Raw genomic sequence first — 21357 nt, forward strand, 5'->3', positions numbered from 1 at the left:
AGCACCGGCGGCGAAAACGCCGCCTGGATTTAAATCACGCGGCCCAGTTTCTGGCGCAGATGAGCGCCAGCGCCCAGCAGACCCGGCTGATCGTGGGTGATCATATACACCGGAATTTCCGAGACGTAATCTTTAAAGCGGCCTTTATCTTCAAACGCCGCGCGGAAACCGGAGGCTTTAAAGAACTCAAGGAAACGTGGCACGATGCCACCCGCAATATACACGCCGCCAAAGGTGCCGAGCGTCAGCGCCAGATTGCCGCCAAAACGCCCCATAATCACACAGAACAGCGACAATGCACGACGACAGTCGATGCAGCTGTCTGCCAATGCGCGCTCACTAACATCACGCGGCTTCAGGTTTTCTGGTACACGGTCATCTGATTTAACAATCGCCCGATAGAGATTGACCAGACCCATACCGGAGAGCAGGCGCTCGGCGGAAACATGCCCCAGTTCCGGACGCAGAACTTCCAGAATCAGATCTTCTTCTTCGCTGTTTGGCGCAAAATCGACATGACCGCCTTCACCCGGCAGGCTGACCCAGCGCTGATCTACATGCACTAAATGTGCCACGCCCAGTCCGGTTCCGGCGCCGTAGACCGCAATCGGACGATCTTTGATCGCCGCTTTGCCGCCAAACTGAATGACATCCGCTTCGGTCAGCATCGGGATAGCCATCGACACCGCGGTAAAATCGTTGATCACTTCCAGATGTTGCAGACCCAGATTGGCCTTCATCTGTTTGATGGAAAATGCCCAGTCATGGTTGGTCATTTCGACCCAGTCTTCGGTGACTGGACAGGCAATCGCGATGCAGCCGTCTTTAATATCCTGCTTCTGTTCATCAAGATAGACCCGAATAACGGCTTCAAGGTTGGCATATTCTGATGTCGGGAAGGTTTTGGCCTGTGAAACGCTGCCGCTCTCCAGTTCGCACAGGGCAAGGCGTGCGTTGGTGCCACCAACATCACCTACCAAAGCATATTTGGTCATTATTCTGCTGCTCCGTTTGAGTCAATGTGTACCACTATAAATTTCCCCTGATAAAACGACAACGCTCACCGGGAATAAAGGTGAGCGTGTAGTCAAAACTGCCAGCTTTAAAAGTGTATACCTTAACGGTACAGCGGCCTTCTGCACAGCGGCATCTTTCTGAATTCGTCACTGACGGAAAAATCTGTAAGTTGCGATCCTCCGCGCGGAACCGCTTAGTGTAAACGCATACACTGCTATGCTGTATCGGTTACTGACCCTTATAAAGCAGGATTAAAACATGCACTATCTTCCCGACGCCGGGCGCTATCAGCAGATGGAATATCGCCGCTGTGGACGCAGTGGCCTGAAACTTCCGGCAGTTTCTCTCGGTTTATGGCATAACTTTGGCGACACCACGCTGGTGGATAACAGCCGCAATCTGCTGCGTCACGCCTTTGATCGTGGCATTACCCATTTCGACCTCGCCAATAACTACGGCCCACCACCAGGTTCGGCGGAAGAGAATTTTGGCCGTATCCTGCGCGAAGATTTCCGCTCGTATCGCGATGAATTAGTTATCTCGTCGAAAGCGGGTTACACCATGTGGGAGGGCCCGTATGGCGACTGGGGTTCGCGTAAGTATCTGATTTCCAGCCTGGATCAAAGCCTGAAACGTATGGGGCTGGAATACGTCGATATCTTCTATCATCACCGCCCGGACCCGGAAACCCCGCTGGAAGAGACTATGGGGGCGCTCGACCATCTGGTGCGTCAGGGTAAAGCGCTGTATGTGGCGATATCTAACTATCCGGCAGAAATGGCGGAACAGGCGATTGCCATTCTGCGCGATCTCGGCACGCCATGCCTGATCCACCAGCCGAAATACTCGATGCTGGAACGCACGCCGGAAGCAGGTCTGCTGGATGTGCTGCAACATGGCGGCGTCGGCAGTATCGCTTTCTCGCCACTGGCGGGCGGCGTACTGACCGATCGTTATTTGCAGGGCGTACCGCAAGACTCGCGCGCCGCCAGCGGCAGCCGTTTCCTTAATAGCGACCAGCTGACCGAAGAGAAGATGGCGAAAGTTCGTCAGCTTAATCAGCTGGCCAGCGAACGCGGCCAGAAACTGTCACAAATGGCGCTGGCGTGGGTGCTACGCGGCGATCGCGTCACCTCAGTGTTGATTGGCGCCAGTAAAACCAGCCAGATTGATGATGCGGTCGGTATGCTGGCCAATCGCCACTTTAGCGATGCAGAGCTGCAACAGATTGAATCTATTTTAGTGTAACCGTTTACTCTTATCTTTAAATACGGGCGGCGAGAACGCCGCCTCTACAGGGTATGCTGGTTTTTGTAGGGGCGGCGTTCTCGCCGCCCGTCCCGATGGTTTCCCTCGCCCAGACGCCCGCCCTCCAGATAATTCTCAAATCAGACTTTCCTTAGCCTTTTCAGAATCAGCCATAATGCTAATCGCCTTCGCTGCCGATAGTCTTGCCTGACACAACGACGCAGTTAGTCGTTGATAAGGAGATAATATGAAACGTGCCATTATTTTTGCCGCCTTGCTGGCAAGCTTATCGCCTTTGGCTCTTCACACAGCACAAGCCAATAGCGCCGAAATCAATTTAGCACCTGGCATTACCCTGCATCTGGGCGATCGCGATAACCGCGGTCAGTACTGGGATGGCGGTCGCTGGCGTAACGATCGCTGGTGGCGCAATAACTATCGCTACAATGAAGGTCGCTGGTGGCGCCATGAAGAGTGGCGACGTCACCATGAATGGGAACGCCGGCGCGCCCATGATCGCGATCGTGAATGGAAACATCATCAGCGCGATCGCCGCCATGACCGTCGCGACTGGAATGATCATCACCGCCGGGATCACCACGACCGCCACGACCATTAAACAAAAAGGCAGGAACCAGGGTTCCTGCCTTTTTTTGATCAGCAGAGGCTGCGGAAATGACGATTACAAACCTAACGCCATCCCCACCAGCAGATAGAGATTCAGCGCCACCACCAGCAGCACAATCAGTTTTCCGGCATTCTGCATCAGGCGCGAGTTAACCATATCGCCCATCAGCTCACGATTACCGGTAAAGGCCAGCAGCGGCACCAGTGCCAGCGCGATACCAAAACTGAGCAGCACCTGGCTCATCACCAGAATACGCGTGGGATCCCAGCCCGCCATAATCACGATAAACGATGGCAGCATCGTCACCACGCGCCGCACCCACAGCGGAATATGAAAGCGGATAAAGCCCTGCATCACTACCTGACCAGCGAGAGTGCCGACCACGGTCGAGGATAAACCCGCCGCCACCAGACTCAGGCCAAATACCGTCGCCGCCGCGTGGCTCAGCAGCGGTTCCAGCGTCAGATAAGCCTGCTCGAGATCGGCAATGCCGGTATGGCCGCTAAAGTGGAACGCGGCGGCGGCGGTGGCCATCATCGCCAGGTTAACAAATCCGGCAATGGTCATGGCAATCGCCACATCCAGCTTGGTGGAAGAGTAGCGCTGCGCGCGTGAATCTTTATCGCCTGCCTGGGTTAGCGCAGAGTGTAAGTAGATCACATGCGGCATAATCGTCGCGCCCAGTACCCCGGCGGCAAGGAACACCGCATCCGATGTTGGCAGCGACGGGAAGGCCATCCCCTGCACCAGATCGACCATTTTCGGCTGAGAAAAGAACAGCTCAACGATATACGCCGCCGCCACAAACAGCAGCAGACCGGCAATCACCAGCTCCAGCGGTTTTTGCCCGCGACTCTGCAACATCAGGATCAGGAACGTGGCGACACCGGTCAGCACCGCGCCCTGCAACAGGGTCACCCCCAGCAGCAGTTTAAAACCAATTGCCGCGCCGATAAATTCCGCCAGATCGGTCGCCATGGCGATAATTTCCGCCTGTACCCAATACAGCCAGACCGTCGGACGTGGAAAGCGGTCACGAATATGTTCCGCCAGATTTTTGCCGGTGGCGATCCCCAGTTTGGCCGACATCAGCTGGATCAGCATCGCCATCACATTGGCCCACACCACGACCCACAGCAGTTTATAGCCGTAAGACGCGCCGGCCTGGATATTGGTGGCGAAGTTGCCGGGATCGATATAGCCGATAGCGGCAATAAATGCCGGTCCCAGCAGTGCCAGCTTCACTCTTCTGGCTCCGCGTGCTACTCGTTCCGCGGTGCGACTTTCTAACATAGTGGTGACCTTTGCCTGAAAACGCCTGATTCACCTCAGCATAAGGATCATCAGGCGCGATGGAATTCGATTATGATTATCGCTGTGATAGCCAGCGCTATAAAGTATAGCCTTTGCTATACAAGCAGTGACAATAAACCACTGCTAAATAATCAGCAATTGATTTCACTGTAGGTTAAAGCGCTACGCTTAACAACCGTCGTTACGCCTTGCGGTAACGCTGAAAGATGTGATCCATCAGACTTTTCTGAGCAACAGTGAGTATAGGTAATTATTATAATGTGGCGAAGATCTCGTTTTTGCGCTCGCCGTTACATAGAATACACAGCGAATTATAACCTGCCTCATATTTGGAGCACTCATGTCCCGCATTCTGCACTTTGCTTTGGCGCTGGGAGTTGTTGCGTTACTGGCTTTACTGGTCAGCAGCGATCGCAAAAACATCCGCGTTCGTTTTGTCATACAGCTACTGGTCATTGAGGTTCTGCTTGCCTGGTTCTTCCTGAACTCGGAAATCGGCCTCGGATTTGTACAAGGCTTCTCGGAGCTATTTGAAAAACTGCTCAAATATGCAGCAGAAGGCACCAACTTTGTCTTTGGCGGCATGAACGATAAAGGTCTGGCATTCTTCTTCCTGAACGTACTCTGCCCTATCGTGTTTATCTCCGCACTGATCGGTATTCTGCAACACTTCCGCATCCTGCCGGTGGTTATCCGCGCGATCGGTACTGTGCTGTCGAAAATCAATGGCATGGGCAAGCTGGAATCCTTTAATGCGGTAAGCTCACTGATTTTGGGACAATCAGAAAACTTTATCGCCTATAAGGATATTCTCGGCCAGATGTCGCAGCGTCGCATGTACACCATGGCGGCCACGGCAATGTCGACAGTATCAATGTCGATAGTCGGCGCCTATATGACCATGCTGCAACCTAAGTATGTGGTCGCGGCGCTGATCCTGAATATGTTCAGCACCTTTATCGTCCTGTCGCTGATTAACCCGTACCGCGTCGACAAAGAAGAAGACCTGCAGCTCAGCGATGCGCACAAAGGCCAAAGCTTCTTTGAGATGCTGGGCGAATATATTCTGGCCGGTTTCAAAGTCGCGATTATCGTTGCCGCGATGCTGATCGGTTTTATCGCCCTGATTTCCGGTCTTAATGCGCTGTTTGCCGCCATTTTCGGTATCAGCTTCCAGGGCATCCTTGGTTATGTGTTCTTCCCGTTTGCCTGGGTAATGGGTGTTCCGGCCCATGAAGCGTTACAGGTTGGCAGTATTATGGCCACCAAACTGGTTTCTAACGAGTTTGTCGCCATGATGGATCTGCAGAAAATCGCCGGTCAGCTGTCGCCTCGCGGTGAAGGTATCCTGTCAGTATTCCTGGTCTCATTTGCTAACTTCTCGTCTATTGGTATCGTTGCCGGTGCGATTAAAGGTCTGCATGAAGAACAGGGTAATGTGGTGTCCCGCTTCGGCCTGAAACTGCTGTACGGTTCAACGCTGGTGAGCGTCCTGTCGGCATCGATTGCCGGTCTGGTACTGTAAGTCGCAGGGGCCAGGTTTAGCCTGGCCCCTGTTAGTGAACCGGACTGACCTGCAATGCACTATCCTTTTGCTGCGAAAGGTTAAATGAAGCGGTGAAAATTCTGCCCGGTTTACCTGTCCGCTGGCTTGTCTGAGTTTCTAAATGAACTGACACACCATAAGAATGTCCCGCTTCAAATCGATAGCCATAAAGCGGGATACATTGATTCTGTGAAAGATAAACGGGTTGTACGGTATCAGTTAAATAATTTCGCCTAAGGTCATAAGCCGAAGCGTTCCCTCTGCGTTAGCGTTTTTTTTCTGCTCTGCTGTCAGCATCTTACCACCTCCTTTTGTTAAGATTTATTTATCATAAAGAACAAGGTGGATGTCGTCCATAAACAAGATGCGCTTATTCCCCCTTCACCGCATTAAGATCAACAAAGCCCTTTGCCTCCACCGCGTGTGGGATCAGCCCCGCCTGCAAATAGCGATCGGCAGTAGCCTGCTGGATCTGCAACGCTTGCTGCTGATTATTGAGCGGCTGGCTTAACTCGCGTTTCACCTTCAGCAGCGCCACCGATTCCGGCAGGCGCAACAGCTTGCTGATCGATGCCGCGTAGGGCTGCGGATGCTGACTCCCCCACAGCCGCGCGCGCTCCAGACGCCGGGTAAAATCCGCCAGCGCGGCTTTTTTATGCTGGATCGCCTGATTACTGGCGACAAAATAGCTTAGCGCCGGGAAGTCTTTACCATCGGTAATAATACGCGCGGCGGATTGATCGGTGGCAAACGAGACATAGGGTTCCCAGGTGGCGACCGCATCAACGCCGCCCTGATCGAGTACCAGCGTGGCTTCCGCTGGCGTGGTAAACACGAATTTGACACTTTTCGCATCGACACCGGCCTGCGCTAACGCCTGTAGCGCCAGGTTATGGCCGGAAGAGCCTTTTACTGTCGCCACGCGTTTGCCAGCCAGTTGCTGTACCGAGGTGATGGCGCTGCCTTTTTTAACGATAATCGCGTTACCGGCATATTTCACCGCGAAGATCGCTTTGGCATCCAGTCCGGCGGCTACGGCAAAGGTCAGCGGCGCATCGCCCACCGAACCGCCATCCAGCGAACCGGCGCCTAACGCTTCCAGCAGCGGCGCCGCATTGGCAAACTCATGCCAGTCAATTGTATAGTCGAGTTTGTTGAGTTCACCGGCCGCTTCAAGAATCGCCCGCGCATTGCCGCGCTGATCGCCAATCGATAAAGTAGTCGCTGCGTGGCTGCTGCCCGCCAGTGTGGCCAGTAACAGAGATAAGGTGATCAGAGTTTTTTTCACAGTCCGGTGCCTCAAAAAGAGAAAACCCGAGCCTGCCACACCTTACGTTATAATCTAAATGCATTTTATGCCGAATAAATATACTAAAAAGACATATTAAATTCGCGCGCGCCGCTCTATGCTGACACTTTCCCGTCAGATGAAGCAGGCTATGAAACTCGAAGATCTCCAGGCTTTTGTCACCCTTATCCAGCTGCAATCGACGCTGCAAACTGCCGCAAAACTGGGACTGACCCAACCGGCGGTAACGCGTCGCGTACAGAATTTCGAAGAGTCACTCGGCGTGGTGCTGCTCGATCGGCAGACCAAGCCGCTACGCCCCACCACCGTTGGCTTGCAGGTTTATCAGCAGTGCCAGCGCATCATCAGCGAAGTGGATAGTCTGTTGCAGCTGGTGGCCGAGGATGCGCCGCCGCATGGCGTGCTGCGTCTCGGCATGCCGCACAGCCTCGCCGACGACAGTATGTTGCCCGCGCTGGCGCAGCTACAGCAGCGCTATCCCGATTTGCAGCCGCGCCTCAGCAGCGGCTGGGGCAATCAGCTGTTGCAGCAGCTGCAACAGGGGCAACTCGACGCCGCCCTGCTGCTGTTTCCCGCCAGCAAAGTTTTCCCGCAAAATCTGCTGGTTGCGCCACTGGGCAAGGTAGAACTGGCGATCGTCGCCGCTGATGACGGGCAACCGCTGCCGCAGACGCTGGCTGAATGCTATGGTCGCGGCTGGATCCTTAACCCGGATGGCTGCGGTTTTCGCGCAGCCATTACCCGTGCGCTGGCCGATCGCGGTTTGCCGTTGCAGCTGAATATGGAAGTGCAAGGCAGTGCGTTGCAGCTGGCGCTGATTGCCGCCGGACGCGGGCTGGGGATGATGCCGCGTATGCTGGTGGATCGCGCTCCCGCGTCACTTCGGCTGAAGGTGGTGGAACTGAGTGACTTCTCGCCGGTCAGTGAGCTGTGGCTGGTGCAACGTACGCTGCCAGCCAGCCAGCTGGCGGCGCTCGCGCAGTTTGGCAGCGATATGGCGGCAGAATATGGTTTGTTGTCATCAGCAGACAATTGCTAATTTTTATATTAGCAATGCACAATAATGAATTTCACACATATTAAAATCGGCTTTAGGGTGGGTCATCTGCCGGATTTTTTCCGGCTGCTACCACGGAGAACACCCTATGAGCATCCAGTTTCTCGGTATGATTGGCCATCGTCTGGCATCGGAAATTATTCCGGCCAGCGGCCCGCTGTTTGATAAAAACTATATTGCCGATTTCGCCCGTGCCCATGAGCAGGCGGGATTTGATCGTATTCTGGTGGGCTACTGGTCCGATCAACCGGACGGTTTTCTGGTTACCGCCCATGCCGCCGCACATACTTCGCGCCTGAAGTTTTTGCTGGCGCACCGTCCGGGTTTTGTATCCCCAACGCTGGCAGCACGCAAGCTGGCGACGCTGGATAATCTGACCGATGGTCGTCTGGCGGTGCATATCATCAGCGGCGGCAGCGATAGCGAACAGCGCCGTGATGGCGATTATCTCGATAAAGCGCAGCGCTATGCGCGTAGCGATGAATTTCTTACCGTGCTGAAGCAGAGTCTGGAATCCGACACCCCTTACGATCATCAGGGTGAGTATTATCAGGCGGAACAGGCGTTTTCGGCCATCAAACCGCAGCAGGCGCATCTGCCGGTCTGGTTTGGCGGCTCTTCCGCTGAGGCGATTGATGTCGCCTCACGTCACGCCGATGTATTTGCGTTATGGGGCGAACCGCTGGCAGGCGCCGCTGAGACGGTAAAAACCGTACGCGCCGCGGCCGCCAGACATAACCGCCCGATTAAATTTAATATCTCCTTCCGCCCAATCCTCGGCAGCACTGAAAAAGAAGCCTGGGAGCGTGCCGAATATATCCGTGAAACCGCGCGCCAGCAGCTGGCAGCCAGCGATTTCCGCTTTGGCAAACCCAAGCCGCAGAGTGTCGGCGCGCAGCGTCTGCTGGCGGCAGCAAATCTGGGCGACCGCCTCGATAAGCATCTGTGGACCGGCATCGCCAAACTGGTCAGCGGTGGCTATAACTCGACGGCGCTGGTCGGCACGCCGGATCAGGTTTCCGACGCCCTGCTGGATTACTATGACCTTGGTATCGATAATTTCCTGATCCGTGGCTTTGATCCGCTGAACGATGCCATCGAATATGGCAAGGCGCTGCTGCCGCTGACGCGTGAGAAAGTAGCCGCCCGCAACGTTAGTGCAAGGAGCGCCTGATGAAGATCGGCTCGATAGTTGCGGCTATTTTGCTGAGTATCAGCGCCAGCAACGCGCTGGCTGCTGAAAAGGTGACGCTGCGTCTCGGTGATGTTAAAGGCGACCGTTTTGTCGCGCTGAAAGCCTCGGGCCAGCTGGATAATCTGCCTTATCAGTTAAAACTCTCCTCATTTGATTCCGGCGCACCGGTGCAGGAAGCGCTGAATGCCGGTGCGCTGGATGTCGGCTTTACCGGCGATCTGCCGTTTCTGTTTGTTTATGCCGCGGGGGCACCGGTCAAAGCGGTTGGCGCCTGGCAGAACAACCCCGACAGTATTGCGCTGTTAACCCGTCCCAACGCCGGGATCCAGCAGCTGAGCGATCTGAAAGGCAAGCAGATTGCGGTTAATCGCGGTGGCTGGGGCCACTATCTGATCCTCGGTCTGCTGGAACGCGCCGGTCTGACGCAAAAAGATGTCACGCTGCGCTTCCTCGGTCCGGTGGATGGCCGTGCGGCGCTGGCTTCCGGCGCGGTTGACGCCTGGGCGCCGTGGGAACCCTATATCGCCACCTCAATGCAGGTCGATGGCAGTCAGCGCGTACCGCAGGGCGGCGGCAAAGGGATTATGTCCGGCTACTCCTATGCGCTGGCGCGCGAAGAGGCGATTAACGATCCGGCTAAACGCGCGGCGATTAGCGATCTGCTGGCGCGCCTGGCAAAAGCGCAAATCTGGGCGCGACAGCACCCGCAACAGTTTGCCGCCACGCTGGGTAAAAGCCTGAATATGCCCACCGCGATCACCGAGAAATGGATCGCCGATGCGCAGATCCGCCCGATTAATTTTGATCAGCGGCTGGAGGTTACCCTGCAAAAATCTGCTGATTTCTTCTTTAAATATCAGGTGTTACCGAAAGCAGTCGACGTCAGCCAGGCGTTTGATTACAGCCTTGCTGGCGCGGCGAATCAGGTAGCAAAACAGCAACAGGGAGCGACAACACCATGAGTACTCTGCAATCACACCGTCTGCGTGATTTTGTCGGCGGGCTGGCGCAGTTGCTGGATGAGACCAGTGATGAAAGCCTGATCCTGCCGCGTGGCGCGCAGTTGCTGCAAAACCTGATCCAGCATGATGACTGGCTGGATGACGCTTTTGCCCTGCCCAGCCCCGAGCGTTATCAGCAATATCTGCTGCACGCCGACGCGCGTCAGCGCTTCTCGGTGGTCAGTTTTGTCTGGGCCGCCGGACAGTCAACGCCGGTACACGATCACCGCGTCTGGGGCTTGATCGGCATGCTGCGCGGCGCGGAGATTTCGCAAAGCTATCAGCGCGATGCCAGTGGCTTACAACCATTTGGCGCGCCGGTACGCCTGGAGCCGGGCAGCGTCGAATCGGTTTCGCCCAATACGCAGGATATTCATCGCGTCAGCAATGCGTTCAGTGATCGCACCTCGATCAGTATTCATGTCTATGGCGCCAATATCGGTGCCGTGCAGCGCGCCGTTTACCGTGACGACGGCAGCGAAAAACCGTTTATCTCCGGTTATAACAACCGTTATCTGCCTAATTTCTGGGATCAATCACATGACTAATTTCTCTTATCCAACCCGCAGCAGCAGTGAGATCCGTCAGGCACTGCGCCAGCAGCAGGAAGTGGCGCTGATTGATGTACGTGAAGAGGAAGCATTTGCCGCCGGACATCCCCTGTTTGCCGCCAATATCGCCCTGTCAAAGCTGGAACTGGAAATACTGAACCGCATACCGCGTCTGACCACCCCGGTGACGGTATATGACAATGGCGAGGGGCTGGCGGAAGTGGCGGCGCAGCGTCTCTCCGCGCTGGGCTATCAGGATGTGGCGCTACTGGAGGCTGGACTGGCAGGCTGGCGCGACAGCGGCGGCGAACTGTTTATTGATGTTAACTCACCGAGCAAAGCCTTTGGCGAGCTGGTAGAGAACCGCAGTCATACCCCATCGCTTTCCGCCGAAGAGGTTAATGATCTGCTGCAACAGAATGATGATGTGGTGGTGCTCGACAGCCGTCGCTTCGATGAGTATCACACCATGAGCATCCCCGGTGGCATCAGCGTACCGGGTGCAGAACTGGTATTACGCGCCCGCGACCTGGCGCCGTCACCATTAACCACGGTGATTGTTAACTGCGCTGGCCGTACCCGCAGCATTATTGGCACGCAGTCGCTGGTCAACGCCGGTATACGTAATCCGGTCTATGCCCTGCGTAACGGCACTATCGGCTGGACACTGGCAGGACTGGCGCTGGAACATGGTCAGAGCCGTCGCTATGGCGATGCCAGCGAAACCGCCCGGTTACAGGCGGCGAAAAGCGCACGCACCGTTGCCGATCGCGCAGGTGTGGCGCGAGCCAGCAAAGCCCAGCTGGCAGAGTGGCAGCAACAAGATACGCGCACGCTCTATCTGTTCGATGTGCGTGACGCGGAAGAATATGCCGCCGGCCATCTTGCCGCCAGCCGTTCAGTGCCGGGCGGTCAGCTGGTGCAGGAGACCGACCATTACGCCAGCGTGCGCGGCGCACGGGTGGTACTGGTTGATACGGAAGGTGTGCGCGCCAATATAAGCGCCTCCTGGCTGGCCCAGATGGGTTGGGAAGTGTATGTGCTTGACGGGATGAACGCGGCTGATTTTAGTACCACAGGTAACTGGAGTCCGGCAGTTCCGGCCCTGCCCGCACTGGCTGAAATCGACACTGCGACCCTCACCAACTGGCTGCAAAAGGGTGATACGCAGTTGCTCGACTTTACCACCAGCGCTAACTACGCTAATGGCCATATTCCCGGCGCTGCCTGGCTTCAACGCTCGCTGTTAACCGAACAAGGCGCCGCAGCCCTGCCGCAGGCGCAGCGTTATGTGGTGACCTGTGGCAGCAGCCTGCTGGCACGTTACGCGGTGGCGGAACTGGAATCGCTTACCGGCAAACCGGTTTCAGTGCTTAATGGCGGCAATGCAGCGTGGCGTGCAGCGGAGTTGCCGCTGGAAAGTGGAGAGACTCAGTTGTTGCAGGCGCGTACCGACCGTTACCGTCGCCCTTATGAGGGCACCGATAACTCAGCGGCAGCGATGCAGGCTTATCTGGACTGGGAGTATGGTTTGATTGCGCAGCTGGATCGCGATGGCACGCATAATTTCTCCGTGCTGACGCAGCCGAAAAAAGCGAGTGCTGAACAGGTATCCTGAGTATTGCAGGCCGGGTGCAGAAGAGATTAAGTATCCGGTTTATATCAACCAAAAAGTGACCGCGAACGCCACTACTGCAAAAGTAACTGTCGAACTCCAGGCAACAGCGGGCCACCAGGTCACAGCAAACATGCCAAAAATAAGGATCAGCAGAATGGGTACAAATGTGCCCACAAAGTATTTCAGCTGCCTGTGCAACCATCCCTTAAAAAATTTTTTCATCAATTGATTAACCGCATAATTGCTGACGCGATCTCGTCGTCAGATGCCATTAAGATACTAAAATGGTCGTTCCTGCTCATCACAGGCTCGATCAAGAAATACATCATTTCCAGTTCCTGGCTATACAGAGCCTGATAGTAGATGCTGTTAAATATCTTTAACCTGTTCGCCGCGTTTGCCGCCAACTGCACCCGACCATACATGCCTGCGGCAGTTACGGCAATTGCCGATATAGCGCTCAGTTTGCTATCAACTGAAAAAGACATACCTGTGCTGTAGCAAATTGCCGCGGTGATTAAGCCGCTAAACGATTGGTTGGTAAGTGATGAAGTAGCAATGCTGCTCCCCATTTTCATCATAGAACGTTGAATATTTGATATTCGAGAACTGTCGAGATTATTCATTATCTGCTCGACATAGATTTCAACCATTACATGAATGATATCCCGGTGTTTAACCAGTTGTACCAAACCTTCAAGAAAACGCGTATCTTCTTGTTTCTGCTGGGCACATACGTCCTGATAATTATCTGTAAAACACGACGAGTAAAATAGAAGGCGTGTTATACCCTGTTCCAAATTTTCCGCTTGCTCCAGAAGCTGCTTTTTAACTCCTTGCAGTGCCCGATCAAGCCGCAATGCGAGCATCCTGTCTGCCTGCATTTTAGTAATTATTATTGAGCCGTTTTGAATCATTCTTGCTTGCCTCCATCCATGTGGCATGCTTAATTCGATATTAACGTGGCATAATTTGTTTTTAACGTTTTTTAGATCATTTCAGGTTCGAGCTATAAAGCCCTGTCTGAATTTATTAGCTCTGCACGCTCAGTTTAGCCAGTTTTTCTTTCATCTGACGTGCGCGTTCTACAGATGCATTTGCCCGGGCTTTCGATTCTGCTGGCGTTGAACACATCTGTTTAATCATTTGTTCGGCATCTTTACCATCTAAGACGGTAGGACCAAACATACTACTGGTAATTGCCACTTGTACCTCCTGATAAGTTGTATTCCTTTTTCGGCTGGCGAAATTTTAATCTGTCATTGACGAATGCGTCAACTGTATTGCGGCAAAATTCAGCCCTGCCCCAGACAGAAAAATAGCAGAGTAATAATTGATCGATGCAGCCAGATGCCGCAGGGGAATAGACTCTGAAATCACCACTAACAACCCGGTGGCAGTTTCTAAGTAAAGGTATTTGAGATAAAGAAGATTTGGTGGAGATAAGCGGGATCGAACCGCTGACCTCTTGCATGCCATGCAAGCGCTCTCCCAGCTGAGCTATACCCCCACTACAGAGATACGTTTTTCAGTTCCAAATCTGCTGGAGTAGATTTGGTGGAGCTAAGCGGGATCGAACCGCTGACCTCTTGCATGCCATGCAAGCGCTCTCCCAGCTGAGCTATAGCCCCAAACCGAAAAACAGTGTCGTATCGACGGACGGCATAATATGAGACAGCCAGAAGGGTGTCAACGGCAAATTGGTATTCTGTGGTCAATCGCTGAAAAAGGCGTCAACCAGCGTCCGATTGGCGAATTTTCCTTCGCTTACCACCGGCTTACAACCAATCACGGTAGTGGATGTTATACTCTGGTTAAAAATGGCATAAAAAGTCGCTTGTTTTTGTTAATTCCCCGTGCAAAACTTCGCCCGCTAATTAATTAACCAATACCTCCCTGTTCTGCGCCCTGCGTACACTGCCAGATACCAGCGCCGGATATTGGCTATTTTTCTTAATCATTTTTTAAACAACTACACCAGAGCTACTATGTCCTTGCATACACCTAAAGAAATCGCGGCCATCGCCATCCAGGCAGGCGTAGCCAAAAGTCACGCCTCCATCTCTACCTTAATGATCCTTGGCTTTCTGGCTGGCGCCTTTATCGCCACCGGTTTTCTGCTCGATATCCATGTTATCTATCAGCTGCCAGCGGAGTGGGGTTCATTCGGCGGCCTGTTAGGCGCAGCGGTGTTCCCGGTAGGGATCATTCTGACGGTACTGGCCGGTGGCGAACTGTTAACCGGTAATATGATGACGATGCCCATTGCCTGGTTTGCCCGCCAGATCAGCGGTTTCAGCCTGCTACGTAACTGGTTCTGGGTCACCGTGGCCAACTTTATCGGCAGTCTGGCCGTGGCCTGGTTCTTTGGTCATATGCTGGGAATGACCGAAGGCGCGTTCCTGAAAAAAACCGTCGCCATCGCTACCGCCAAAGTAAACGCTGACTTTACTCAGGCGTTTATTTCCGGCATCGGCTGTAACTGGCTGGTATGTCTGGCGACCTGGCTGGCTTTCGCCAGTAAAGATATGGTTGGCAAAATTTTCGGCATGTGGTTCCCGGTGATGGCGTTTGTGGCGATTGGCTTCCAGCACGTGGTGGCGAATATGTTTATCATCCCGGCGGCGATTTTTGCCGGCTACCTGAGCTGGGCCGAATATCTGCCGAACTTTGTCGCCGTATTCCTCGGTAATGCCGTGGGTGGCGCCGTATTTGTCGGTCTGGCCTACTTCCTCGCTTACCGTCCTGTGGCTGAAAGCGTTAAAGCATCCCGTTAATTCCCCTGCCCTTTACCGCCGGGTAAAGGGCAATTTCTTGAGCCAGATCTCATTTTTTTATCCGTTAGTTATTCCTTTACCGAATTATTGTAAGATGTTCGACTGATACATTCGTTACAGGGACTGAAACGTGAAAAAGGACTGGTTAACACCTGAAGAGCTGGCTAAGGTGACGGGATACAGCCGTCAAACCATCAACAAATGGATTAAACGAGAAAGCTGGACCACTGCGCCAAAACCCGGAGTTCAGGGTGGCAAAGCGCGGATGATTCATATTGATGAGCGAGTAAAAGAGTTTCTGAAATCCACGCGTCATGCCGCAGAGCCTTCGGCATCCTACGTGGTCAATCAGAATCCATTGCCGGGCTTATTAATCACCTCTTTGCAACAGATGACGCCAGAAGAGCAGGCGAGATTGTCAGCATTACTGGTACGCGAAGGTATTCAGGGCATTTTGCAGCGTCTGGGGATTAGCGAAGGGTAAAAAAAACCGGAAGCAGCATTGCTGTTTCCGGTTTTTTGTTAATAGCGTGATTAAGCCTGAGCTTCGCGCTCCGCGATAAACGCCAGTGCTTTTTCAATCCGCGCCACAGAACGTGACTTACCGATCGCCTGCACGGTTACGTCCAGACCCGGTGACTGACCGGCGCCGGTTACAGCAACACGTAACGGCATACCAACCTTGCCCATACCGACTTCCAGTTCATCAGCTGTTGCCTGAATCGCATGATGCACATTTTCAGCCGTCCATTCGCTGATAGCCGCCAGTTTGTCACGTACCGCTTCCAGCGGCTGACGCGCTACCGGACGCAGATGCTTTTTCGCCGCATCAGCATCAAACTGCTCAAAGTCTTCATAGAAATAGCGGCACGACGCGGCCATCTCTTTCAGCGTCTTACAACGCTCACCCAGCAGCGTCACAAGTTGCGCCAGCTCCGGGCCGGTGCGGGTATCGATATTTTCCTGCTCGATGTGCCACTGCAGATGGGTAGCGACATATTCTGGTGCCAGCGAATTGATGTAGTGATGGTTCAGCCACTGCAATTTTTCGGTATTAAAGGCGCTGGCTGATTTACTTACCGCGTTGAGATCAAACAGCTGCTTCATCTCATCAATGGTGAAAATCTCCTGATCGCCATGGGACCAGCCCAGACGCACCAGATAGTTCAGCAATGCTTCCGGCAGATAGCCATCATCGCGATACTGCATCACACCCACTGCACCGTGGCGTTTAGAAAGTTTTTTACCGTCGTCGCCAAGGATCATGGAAACGTGCGCATAAACCGGCACCTGCGCGCCAATCGCTTTCAGGATGTTGATCTGGCGTGGAGTGTTGTTGATATGGTCTTCACCACGGATCACATGAGTGATCTCCATATCCCAGTCATCGATGACTACGCAGAAGTTATAAGTCGGCGCGCCATCGGTACGACGGATAATCAGATCGTCCAGTTCCTGGTTGCTGAACTCAATCGGGCCACGAATCTGATCATCGAAAATCACCGATCCTTCCTGTGGGTTACGGAAACGCACCACGCAAGGTTCATCTGCAGCATGATGCTCATGGCTGTCACGGCAGCGACCGTCATAGCGCGGCTTCTCGTTATTGGCCATCTGGTTTTCACGTAATGCTTCCAGACGCTCTTTCGAGCAGTAACATTTATAGGCAGTGCCCGCTTCCAGCATCTCATCGATAACCGCGTTATAGCGATCGAAGCGTTTGGTCTGATAGTACGGACCCTCATCCCAGTCGAGGCTCAACCAGTTCATACCGTCCATAATCGCGTCGATAGCCTGCTGTGTGGAACGTTCCAGATCGGTATCTTCAATACGCAGAACGAACTCACCGCCCTGATGACGGGCAAACAGCCAGGAATAGAGCGCGGTACGCGCGCCACCAACATGCAGATAGCCGGTTGGGCTGGGGGCAAAACGGGTTTTGATTTTCATTAAACGGTGCCTTATTACGCAGATGCGCTGACAAATTACAAAAGAGACTTATTTGGCGCTTTATTAATTGCCTGCATTCTATCATCTGACAGCGATTCCTCAACGGCCTTCCCCTGCCTGCAGAATGGATATGGCGGAATATCGCGCAAGAAAACAGAGGTTTTGCTTAAAACGGCGACATCCTGACTAAATTTAAGCCGAACAATCATTTTCGTTTTAAAAAGCGTTGACTCATTTCGCCGGATCCCTATAATGCGACTCCACACAGCGGGGGTGATTAGCTCAGTTGGTAGAGCATCTCCTTTACACGGAGGGGGTCGGCGGTTCGAGCCCGTCATCACCCACCATCTCTAAGATGGCCGCAGTGGAGCAGGAAAGTTGAGACATGGGCGATTAGCTCAGTTGGTAGAGCATCTCCTTTACACGGAGGGGGTCGGCGGTTCGAGCCCGTCATCGCCCACCATGACTCAACAGCACGAAAGTGTCTTGCTAAAGCAGTAACGAAATGGGTGATTAGCTCAGTTGGTAGAGCATCTCCTTTACACGGAGGGGGTCGGCGGTTCGAGCCCGTCATCACCCACCATTTCGGGTCGTTAGCTCAGTTGGTAGAGCAGTTGACTTTTAATCAATTGGTCGCAGGTTCGAATCCTGCACGACCCACCAAATTAAGAAAAAAGCACCCTACGGGTGCTTTTTTTGTTTCCGTGCTCAGCAACTTATTCGTGCGGGGGTCGAACCTGCTGCAGGTTCGGGTCGAGCGCATGCGAGACAACGTTGCCTCCGGCAACGGCCCGCAGGGCGAGGCCCCTGGCCGAGTTATCCTGCACGACCCACCAAATTAAGAAAAAAGCACCCTCCGGGTGCTTTTTTTGTTTCTGACGGCAGCCCTGCCTGAATGCGATATTCATCACAAATTCACATCAAGTTTTCCCCACGCCTGCCGATGTAAACAGCCTCGATGGGCGTAATTTATGCTCCCGACACCCGTTTAGCATTTTATTTATAAAAACAGCGAATTATCGCGTATCAACGGTTTTCTGCCGATCCGCGGTGCTGCATAAAATTCAGAGGGAAACATGTAATGGCATCTGTGAAGAATATGAAGGTCGGCGTGCGCCTTGGTGCGGCATTCGGCTTAGTGATACTGCTGCTGATTATCGTCAGTGGCACAGCAGTAGTGAAGACAGGCAATATCAACAGTGCGATTGACAGCATTGTGAATGACCGTTACATCAAGGTCCGCCTCGCATTTGATGTGCGCGACGGCGTCAACGACCAGATCAAATTTTTACGTGGCATGGTAATCGATACCACCAGACCGGAAAACAATGTCAACCGTGTCGCTCAGCTTGATGCCGCAACCAAACAGACCAATGACGCCATCGAAAAGATTTCAAAACTGCAAACCACCGAGATTGGTCAGAAAAAAATCCAGGGGGTAAAAGATGCCGAGCAGGCCTTTGAAAAGGGTAAGGCGGAATTGCTGAGCCTGATCCAGGCGGGTAATCCGGATGTTGCGGCACAATATGCATTGAAACAGATCACCCCGGTGCAGAATGCTTTTCTCGATATCGTAGTGAAGTTTGCTGACTCACAATCCGCGCAGTTGCAGTCAGAAGGCACCCAGGCAGTCGCTGACGCCTCCACCGCCATCAACATCACCTTAGTGTTCTCGGCGCTGGCGATTATCGCGGCGGTGCTGCTGGGCTTCTTCCTGACACGTTCCATTGTGCGTCCACTGCGCGAAGCAGTCAGCATCGCCGAAAACGTGGCGGCTGGCGATCTGCGCACCACTATTCGCGTTACCTCTGCGGATGAAACCGGTCAGCTGATGCAGGCGCTGAAAAATATGAATGACAACCTGCTGCAGATTGTCACCGAAGTTCGCTCCGGCACCGATTTGATTGCCAACGCCTCCGGCGAAATTTCAGCGGGTAATATGGACCTCTCTTCCCGTACCGAGCAGCAGGCAAGCTCTCTGGAAGAGACGGCTTCCGCCATGGAGCAGATGACCGCTACCGTGAAACAGAACGCCGATAACGCCCGTCAGGCCAACCAGCTGGCGGCGCAGGCATCCAAAGTCGCGGTGCAAAGCGGCGATGCGGTGAAGCAGGTGGTCAGCACCATGGATATGATTAATGGCTCTTCGAAGAAAATCGTCGATATCATCAGCGTGATTGATGGCATTGCCTTCCAGACCAATATCCTGGCGCTGAACGCGGCGGTGGAAGCAGCGCGCGCTGGTGAACAGGGACGCGGTTTTGCCGTGGTGGCCTCAGAAGTGCGTAGCCTGGCGCAGCGCTCTGCTTCTGCTGCGAAAGAGATTGCGCAGTTAATCGAAGATTCGGTTGCCAAGGTCGATGAAGGCGGTAAGCAGGTTGCTAAAGCCGGTGCGACAATGGAAGAAGTCCTCGCCAGCGTGAAAAGCGTCACGGCAATTATGGGCGAGATTTCAATCGCCAGCTCCGAGCAGAGCACCGGTATTGATGAAATCAATATGGCTATCACCCAGATGGATCAGGTGACGCAGCAGAACGCGGCGTTAGTCAACCAGTCTGCGGCGGCAGCGCAGTCGATGCAGGAACAGGCCGAGCAGCTTTCTCAGGCTATTCGGGTATTTAAAACCGCCTGATAACCGGGCGCGAACGGGAGCCGACAACGGCTCCCCTCCAATGATGAATAGCTTCTATCTTTACGCCTTCCTTGCAAAACATTAACACTTTCAGCGCTCAAGCTTTGCCCTTCCCCTTCCGATACTCGTAATGATGAACTGTAACGGAGGAAAATATGTCATCAACCATCTCAATAAGCACCACCACAGGTATCGGTCAGAGCAGCGCCGGCAGTAGCTCCAGTGGCGATAGCACCGTTTCATCGCAAATCGCCGCGCTGACCAAACAGATCCAGAGCGTTACGCAAAAAGTGAAAGATCTGGCGACCTCTTCAGATCTCACCACCGAGCAAAAAGCGGAACAACAGCAGTTGCTGGAAGCGCAAATTGCCCTGTTGCAGGCACAGCTTGCTCAGCTGCAGCAGAAGCAGGCAGAGAAAGCGCAGGCGAGTACTGAATCCACTAAAGCGCCAGAAGCACCAAAAGCGGATGGCATTAACCGTCCCACCGAGAGCAACTCACTGAACGTCTACGTCTAGAACGCCGGTGAATTTTCTCTCTGACGCGTCAGCAGGGCTGCCTGCTGACGCACTTCCTGCCAGATCGCCTCTGCCGCAGGTGATAACGAGCGATTTTTACGTCGTATCAGCATCAGGGTGCGATTTATTTCCGGCAGAATACGCCGGACCATCAGCGGCCTGCCTTCCGGCAGCGGCAACGCCAGCGCCGGTAAAATACTGATGCCAATTCCGGCTTCCACCATCGGGAACAGTGTCGCCGGATGTCCAATTTCCTGTACGATTTCCGCCTCTACCTGCTGACCCCGCAGCGCTTCGTCAATTAACAGACGGCTGCCCGAAGCATAATCCTGCAACACCATGGTCCGTCCATTCAGCATGCCCCAGTTGATCCCGGCCGCACTGGCCAGCACATCATCACGGCGACACAACAGCAGAAAAGGCTCATCAAGAATCGGTTCACACTGAAAATCGCGTGACTGTAGCGGGCCGATAACAATGCCAAAATCCACCTCCGCATTACGTACGCTCTGCAATACCCACTGTTGCGGACGGTCGCGCAGCATCACTTTAATATCGGGATAAGCCTGCTGGCTGGCGGCAAGACATTGCGGCATCAGATGCGCGGAGATGGTCTGGCTGGCGGCGACACGTACCGTTCCGCTGCGCTGCTGTCCATAACTGCGCACTTCCAGCAGGGTGGTGTTCAGCTCCTCCAGCAGCCGTTCAACCCGCGAGGCCAGCTGCTGGCCGGCTTCGGTGAGCATCACTTCGCGGGTAGTGCGGTCCAGCAGGCGAATCCCCATCTCCGCCTCCAGCTCTTTGATGCTGTGACTGACCGCTGACTGGCTCAGACCGATACTCTGCCCGGCCTGACTGAAACTGCCGTGCTGAGCAACCGCGACAAACACGCGAAGCTGGCGAATAGTGTAATTCATCGATTTTATTCATATATGAATTCAATAAATCAATTTTATTTCTAAACCTACCCGGCGCACAATAGCCAGATATTTATTT

The 21357-nt window shown here is 53.8% G+C and carries 19 protein-coding genes, 6 tRNA genes, 1 other RNA gene and 1 pseudogene; 17 read left to right on the forward strand and 10 right to left on the reverse strand.

Translation table 11 applies throughout. The annotated features are described in order from the left end of the window. Window positions 1-29: 29 nt before the first annotated feature. Window positions 30-995, reverse strand: a complete 966-nt coding sequence (gene glk, locus N5923_RS06665) for a glucokinase (RefSeq protein WP_267142242.1) — start codon at window positions 993-995, stop codon at window positions 30-32. A 280-nt stretch (window positions 996-1275) separates the two neighbouring features. Here glk and mgrA point away from each other — a divergent pair, with 280 nt between their 5' ends. Both mgrA and N5923_RS06675 read left to right on the forward strand, forming a co-directional pair. Beyond that, window positions 1276-2265 carry an L-glyceraldehyde 3-phosphate reductase gene (gene mgrA / locus N5923_RS06670; protein WP_267142243.1) on the forward strand — a complete coding sequence of 330 codons (990 nt, stop codon included), beginning with the start codon at window positions 1276-1278 and terminating at the stop codon, window positions 2263-2265. A 247-nt stretch (window positions 2266-2512) separates the two neighbouring features. Then, window positions 2513-2884, forward strand: coding sequence for a DUF2502 domain-containing protein (locus N5923_RS06675; RefSeq protein ID WP_267140849.1), 372 nt, complete (start codon window positions 2513-2515; stop codon window positions 2882-2884). 63 nt (window positions 2885-2947) lie between these two features. Here N5923_RS06675 and N5923_RS06680 read toward each other — a convergent pair whose 3' ends face one another. Beyond that, the gene (locus N5923_RS06680) at window positions 2948-4186 is read right to left on the reverse strand and encodes an Nramp family divalent metal transporter (protein ID WP_267140848.1); all 1239 of its coding nucleotides are present in this window, start codon (window positions 4184-4186) and stop codon (window positions 2948-2950) included. 361 nt (window positions 4187-4547) lie between these two features. Here N5923_RS06680 and N5923_RS06685 point away from each other — a divergent pair, with 361 nt between their 5' ends. Next, window positions 4548-5732 (forward strand): NupC/NupG family nucleoside CNT transporter, encoded by a 1185-nt coding sequence (locus tag N5923_RS06685; RefSeq protein ID WP_267140847.1) that lies wholly within the window; start codon window positions 4548-4550, stop codon window positions 5730-5732. Window positions 5733-5763: 31 nt separating this feature from the next. Here the strand turns inward: N5923_RS06685 and N5923_RS24875 are convergent. Together N5923_RS24875 and N5923_RS06690 are read right to left on the reverse strand one after the other, a co-directional pair. Continuing rightward, window positions 5764-5973: pseudogene (locus N5923_RS24875) on the reverse strand (putative T6SS immunity periplasmic lipoprotein); the annotation flags it as partial. Between the two features lie 150 nt (window positions 5974-6123). After that, the gene (locus N5923_RS06690) at window positions 6124-7041 is read right to left on the reverse strand and encodes an aliphatic sulfonate ABC transporter substrate-binding protein (RefSeq protein ID WP_267140846.1); all 918 of its coding nucleotides are present in this window, start codon (window positions 7039-7041) and stop codon (window positions 6124-6126) included. A 151-nt stretch (window positions 7042-7192) separates the two neighbouring features. Between N5923_RS06690 and N5923_RS06695 the strand changes: the two genes are divergently transcribed. From N5923_RS06695 to N5923_RS06715, 5 genes are all read left to right on the forward strand, one after another. After that, the gene (locus N5923_RS06695; RefSeq protein WP_267140845.1) at window positions 7193-8101 is read left to right on the forward strand and encodes a LysR family transcriptional regulator; all 909 of its coding nucleotides are present in this window, start codon (window positions 7193-7195) and stop codon (window positions 8099-8101) included. A gap of 106 nt (window positions 8102-8207) precedes the next feature. Beyond that, entirely contained in the window at window positions 8208-9293 is a 1086-nt protein-coding gene (locus N5923_RS06700; protein WP_267140844.1) for an LLM class flavin-dependent oxidoreductase, read from the forward strand. Further along, window positions 9293-10276, forward strand: coding sequence for an ABC transporter substrate-binding protein (locus tag N5923_RS06705; protein WP_267140843.1), 984 nt, complete (start codon window positions 9293-9295; stop codon window positions 10274-10276). Before N5923_RS06700 ends, N5923_RS06705 begins: the two co-directional genes overlap by 1 nt. Then, entirely contained in the window at window positions 10273-10863 is a 591-nt protein-coding gene (locus tag N5923_RS06710; protein WP_267140842.1) for a cysteine dioxygenase family protein, read from the forward strand. Before N5923_RS06705 ends, N5923_RS06710 begins: the two co-directional genes overlap by 4 nt. Beyond that, window positions 10856-12484 (forward strand): rhodanese homology domain-containing protein, encoded by a 1629-nt coding sequence (locus N5923_RS06715; RefSeq protein ID WP_267140841.1) that lies wholly within the window; start codon window positions 10856-10858, stop codon window positions 12482-12484. The genes N5923_RS06710 and N5923_RS06715 overlap by 8 nt, the downstream gene beginning before the upstream one ends. A gap of 221 nt (window positions 12485-12705) precedes the next feature. On the opposite strand, the gene N5923_RS06720 is transcribed toward N5923_RS06715, so the two are convergent. The 4 genes from N5923_RS06720 to N5923_RS06735 all read right to left on the reverse strand — a co-directional run bounded on the left by N5923_RS06720 (window position 12706) and on the right by N5923_RS06735 (window position 14115). Beyond that, the gene (locus tag N5923_RS06720) at window positions 12706-13401 is read right to left on the reverse strand and encodes a hypothetical protein (RefSeq protein WP_267140840.1); all 696 of its coding nucleotides are present in this window, start codon (window positions 13399-13401) and stop codon (window positions 12706-12708) included. A gap of 115 nt (window positions 13402-13516) precedes the next feature. After that, window positions 13517-13690 (reverse strand): hypothetical protein, encoded by a 174-nt coding sequence (locus N5923_RS06725; protein WP_267140839.1) that lies wholly within the window; start codon window positions 13688-13690, stop codon window positions 13517-13519. A 228-nt stretch (window positions 13691-13918) separates the two neighbouring features. Then, window positions 13919-13994: transfer RNA gene (locus N5923_RS06730), tRNA-Ala, on the reverse strand. A 45-nt stretch (window positions 13995-14039) separates the two neighbouring features. After that, window positions 14040-14115, reverse strand: a tRNA-Ala gene (locus tag N5923_RS06735). A gap of 357 nt (window positions 14116-14472) precedes the next feature. On the opposite strand from N5923_RS06735, the gene N5923_RS06740 reads away from it, so the two are divergent. Further along, window positions 14473-15261 carry a formate/nitrite transporter family protein gene (locus N5923_RS06740; RefSeq protein WP_267140838.1) on the forward strand — a complete coding sequence of 263 codons (789 nt, stop codon included), beginning with the start codon at window positions 14473-14475 and terminating at the stop codon, window positions 15259-15261. 130 nt (window positions 15262-15391) lie between these two features. Beyond that, a complete protein-coding gene (locus N5923_RS06745; protein WP_267140837.1) occupies window positions 15392-15745 on the forward strand; it encodes a YfeC-like transcriptional regulator in 354 nt (117 codons plus the stop codon). A gap of 50 nt (window positions 15746-15795) precedes the next feature. Here the strand turns inward: N5923_RS06745 and gltX are convergent, their stop codons facing one another. Continuing rightward, window positions 15796-17211, reverse strand: coding sequence for a glutamate--tRNA ligase (gene gltX, locus N5923_RS06750; protein ID WP_267140836.1), 1416 nt, complete (start codon window positions 17209-17211; stop codon window positions 15796-15798). Window positions 17212-17482: 271 nt separating this feature from the next. On the opposite strand from gltX, the gene N5923_RS06755 reads away from it, so the two are divergent. The 7 genes from N5923_RS06755 to N5923_RS06785 all read left to right on the forward strand — a co-directional run bounded on the left by N5923_RS06755 (window position 17483) and on the right by N5923_RS06785 (window position 20361). Continuing rightward, window positions 17483-17558: transfer RNA gene (locus N5923_RS06755), tRNA-Val, on the forward strand. Between the two features lie 40 nt (window positions 17559-17598). After that, window positions 17599-17674, forward strand: a tRNA-Val gene (locus tag N5923_RS06760). 44 nt (window positions 17675-17718) lie between these two features. Further along, window positions 17719-17794, forward strand: a tRNA-Val gene (locus N5923_RS06765). 4 nt (window positions 17795-17798) lie between these two features. After that, a tRNA-Lys gene (locus tag N5923_RS06770) sits at window positions 17799-17874 on the forward strand. 45 nt (window positions 17875-17919) lie between these two features. Further along, window positions 17920-18047: non-coding RNA, RtT sRNA (locus N5923_RS06775), on the forward strand. 245 nt (window positions 18048-18292) lie between these two features. Continuing rightward, a complete protein-coding gene (locus N5923_RS06780; protein WP_267140835.1) occupies window positions 18293-19843 on the forward strand; it encodes a methyl-accepting chemotaxis protein in 1551 nt (516 codons plus the stop codon). A gap of 155 nt (window positions 19844-19998) precedes the next feature. Beyond that, entirely contained in the window at window positions 19999-20361 is a 363-nt protein-coding gene (locus N5923_RS06785; protein WP_267140834.1) for a FlxA-like family protein, read from the forward strand. Here the strand turns inward: N5923_RS06785 and N5923_RS06790 are convergent. Next, complete coding sequence (locus N5923_RS06790) at window positions 20358-21278, reverse strand: LysR family transcriptional regulator (protein ID WP_267140833.1); 921 nt, start codon at window positions 21276-21278, stop codon at window positions 20358-20360. The genes N5923_RS06785 and N5923_RS06790 overlap by 4 nt on opposite strands. Window positions 21279-21357: the final 79 nt, after the last annotated feature.

This window comes from Winslowiella arboricola, from assembly GCF_025527015.1.
Taxonomy (GTDB): domain Bacteria; phylum Pseudomonadota; class Gammaproteobacteria; order Enterobacterales; family Enterobacteriaceae; genus Erwinia; species Erwinia arboricola.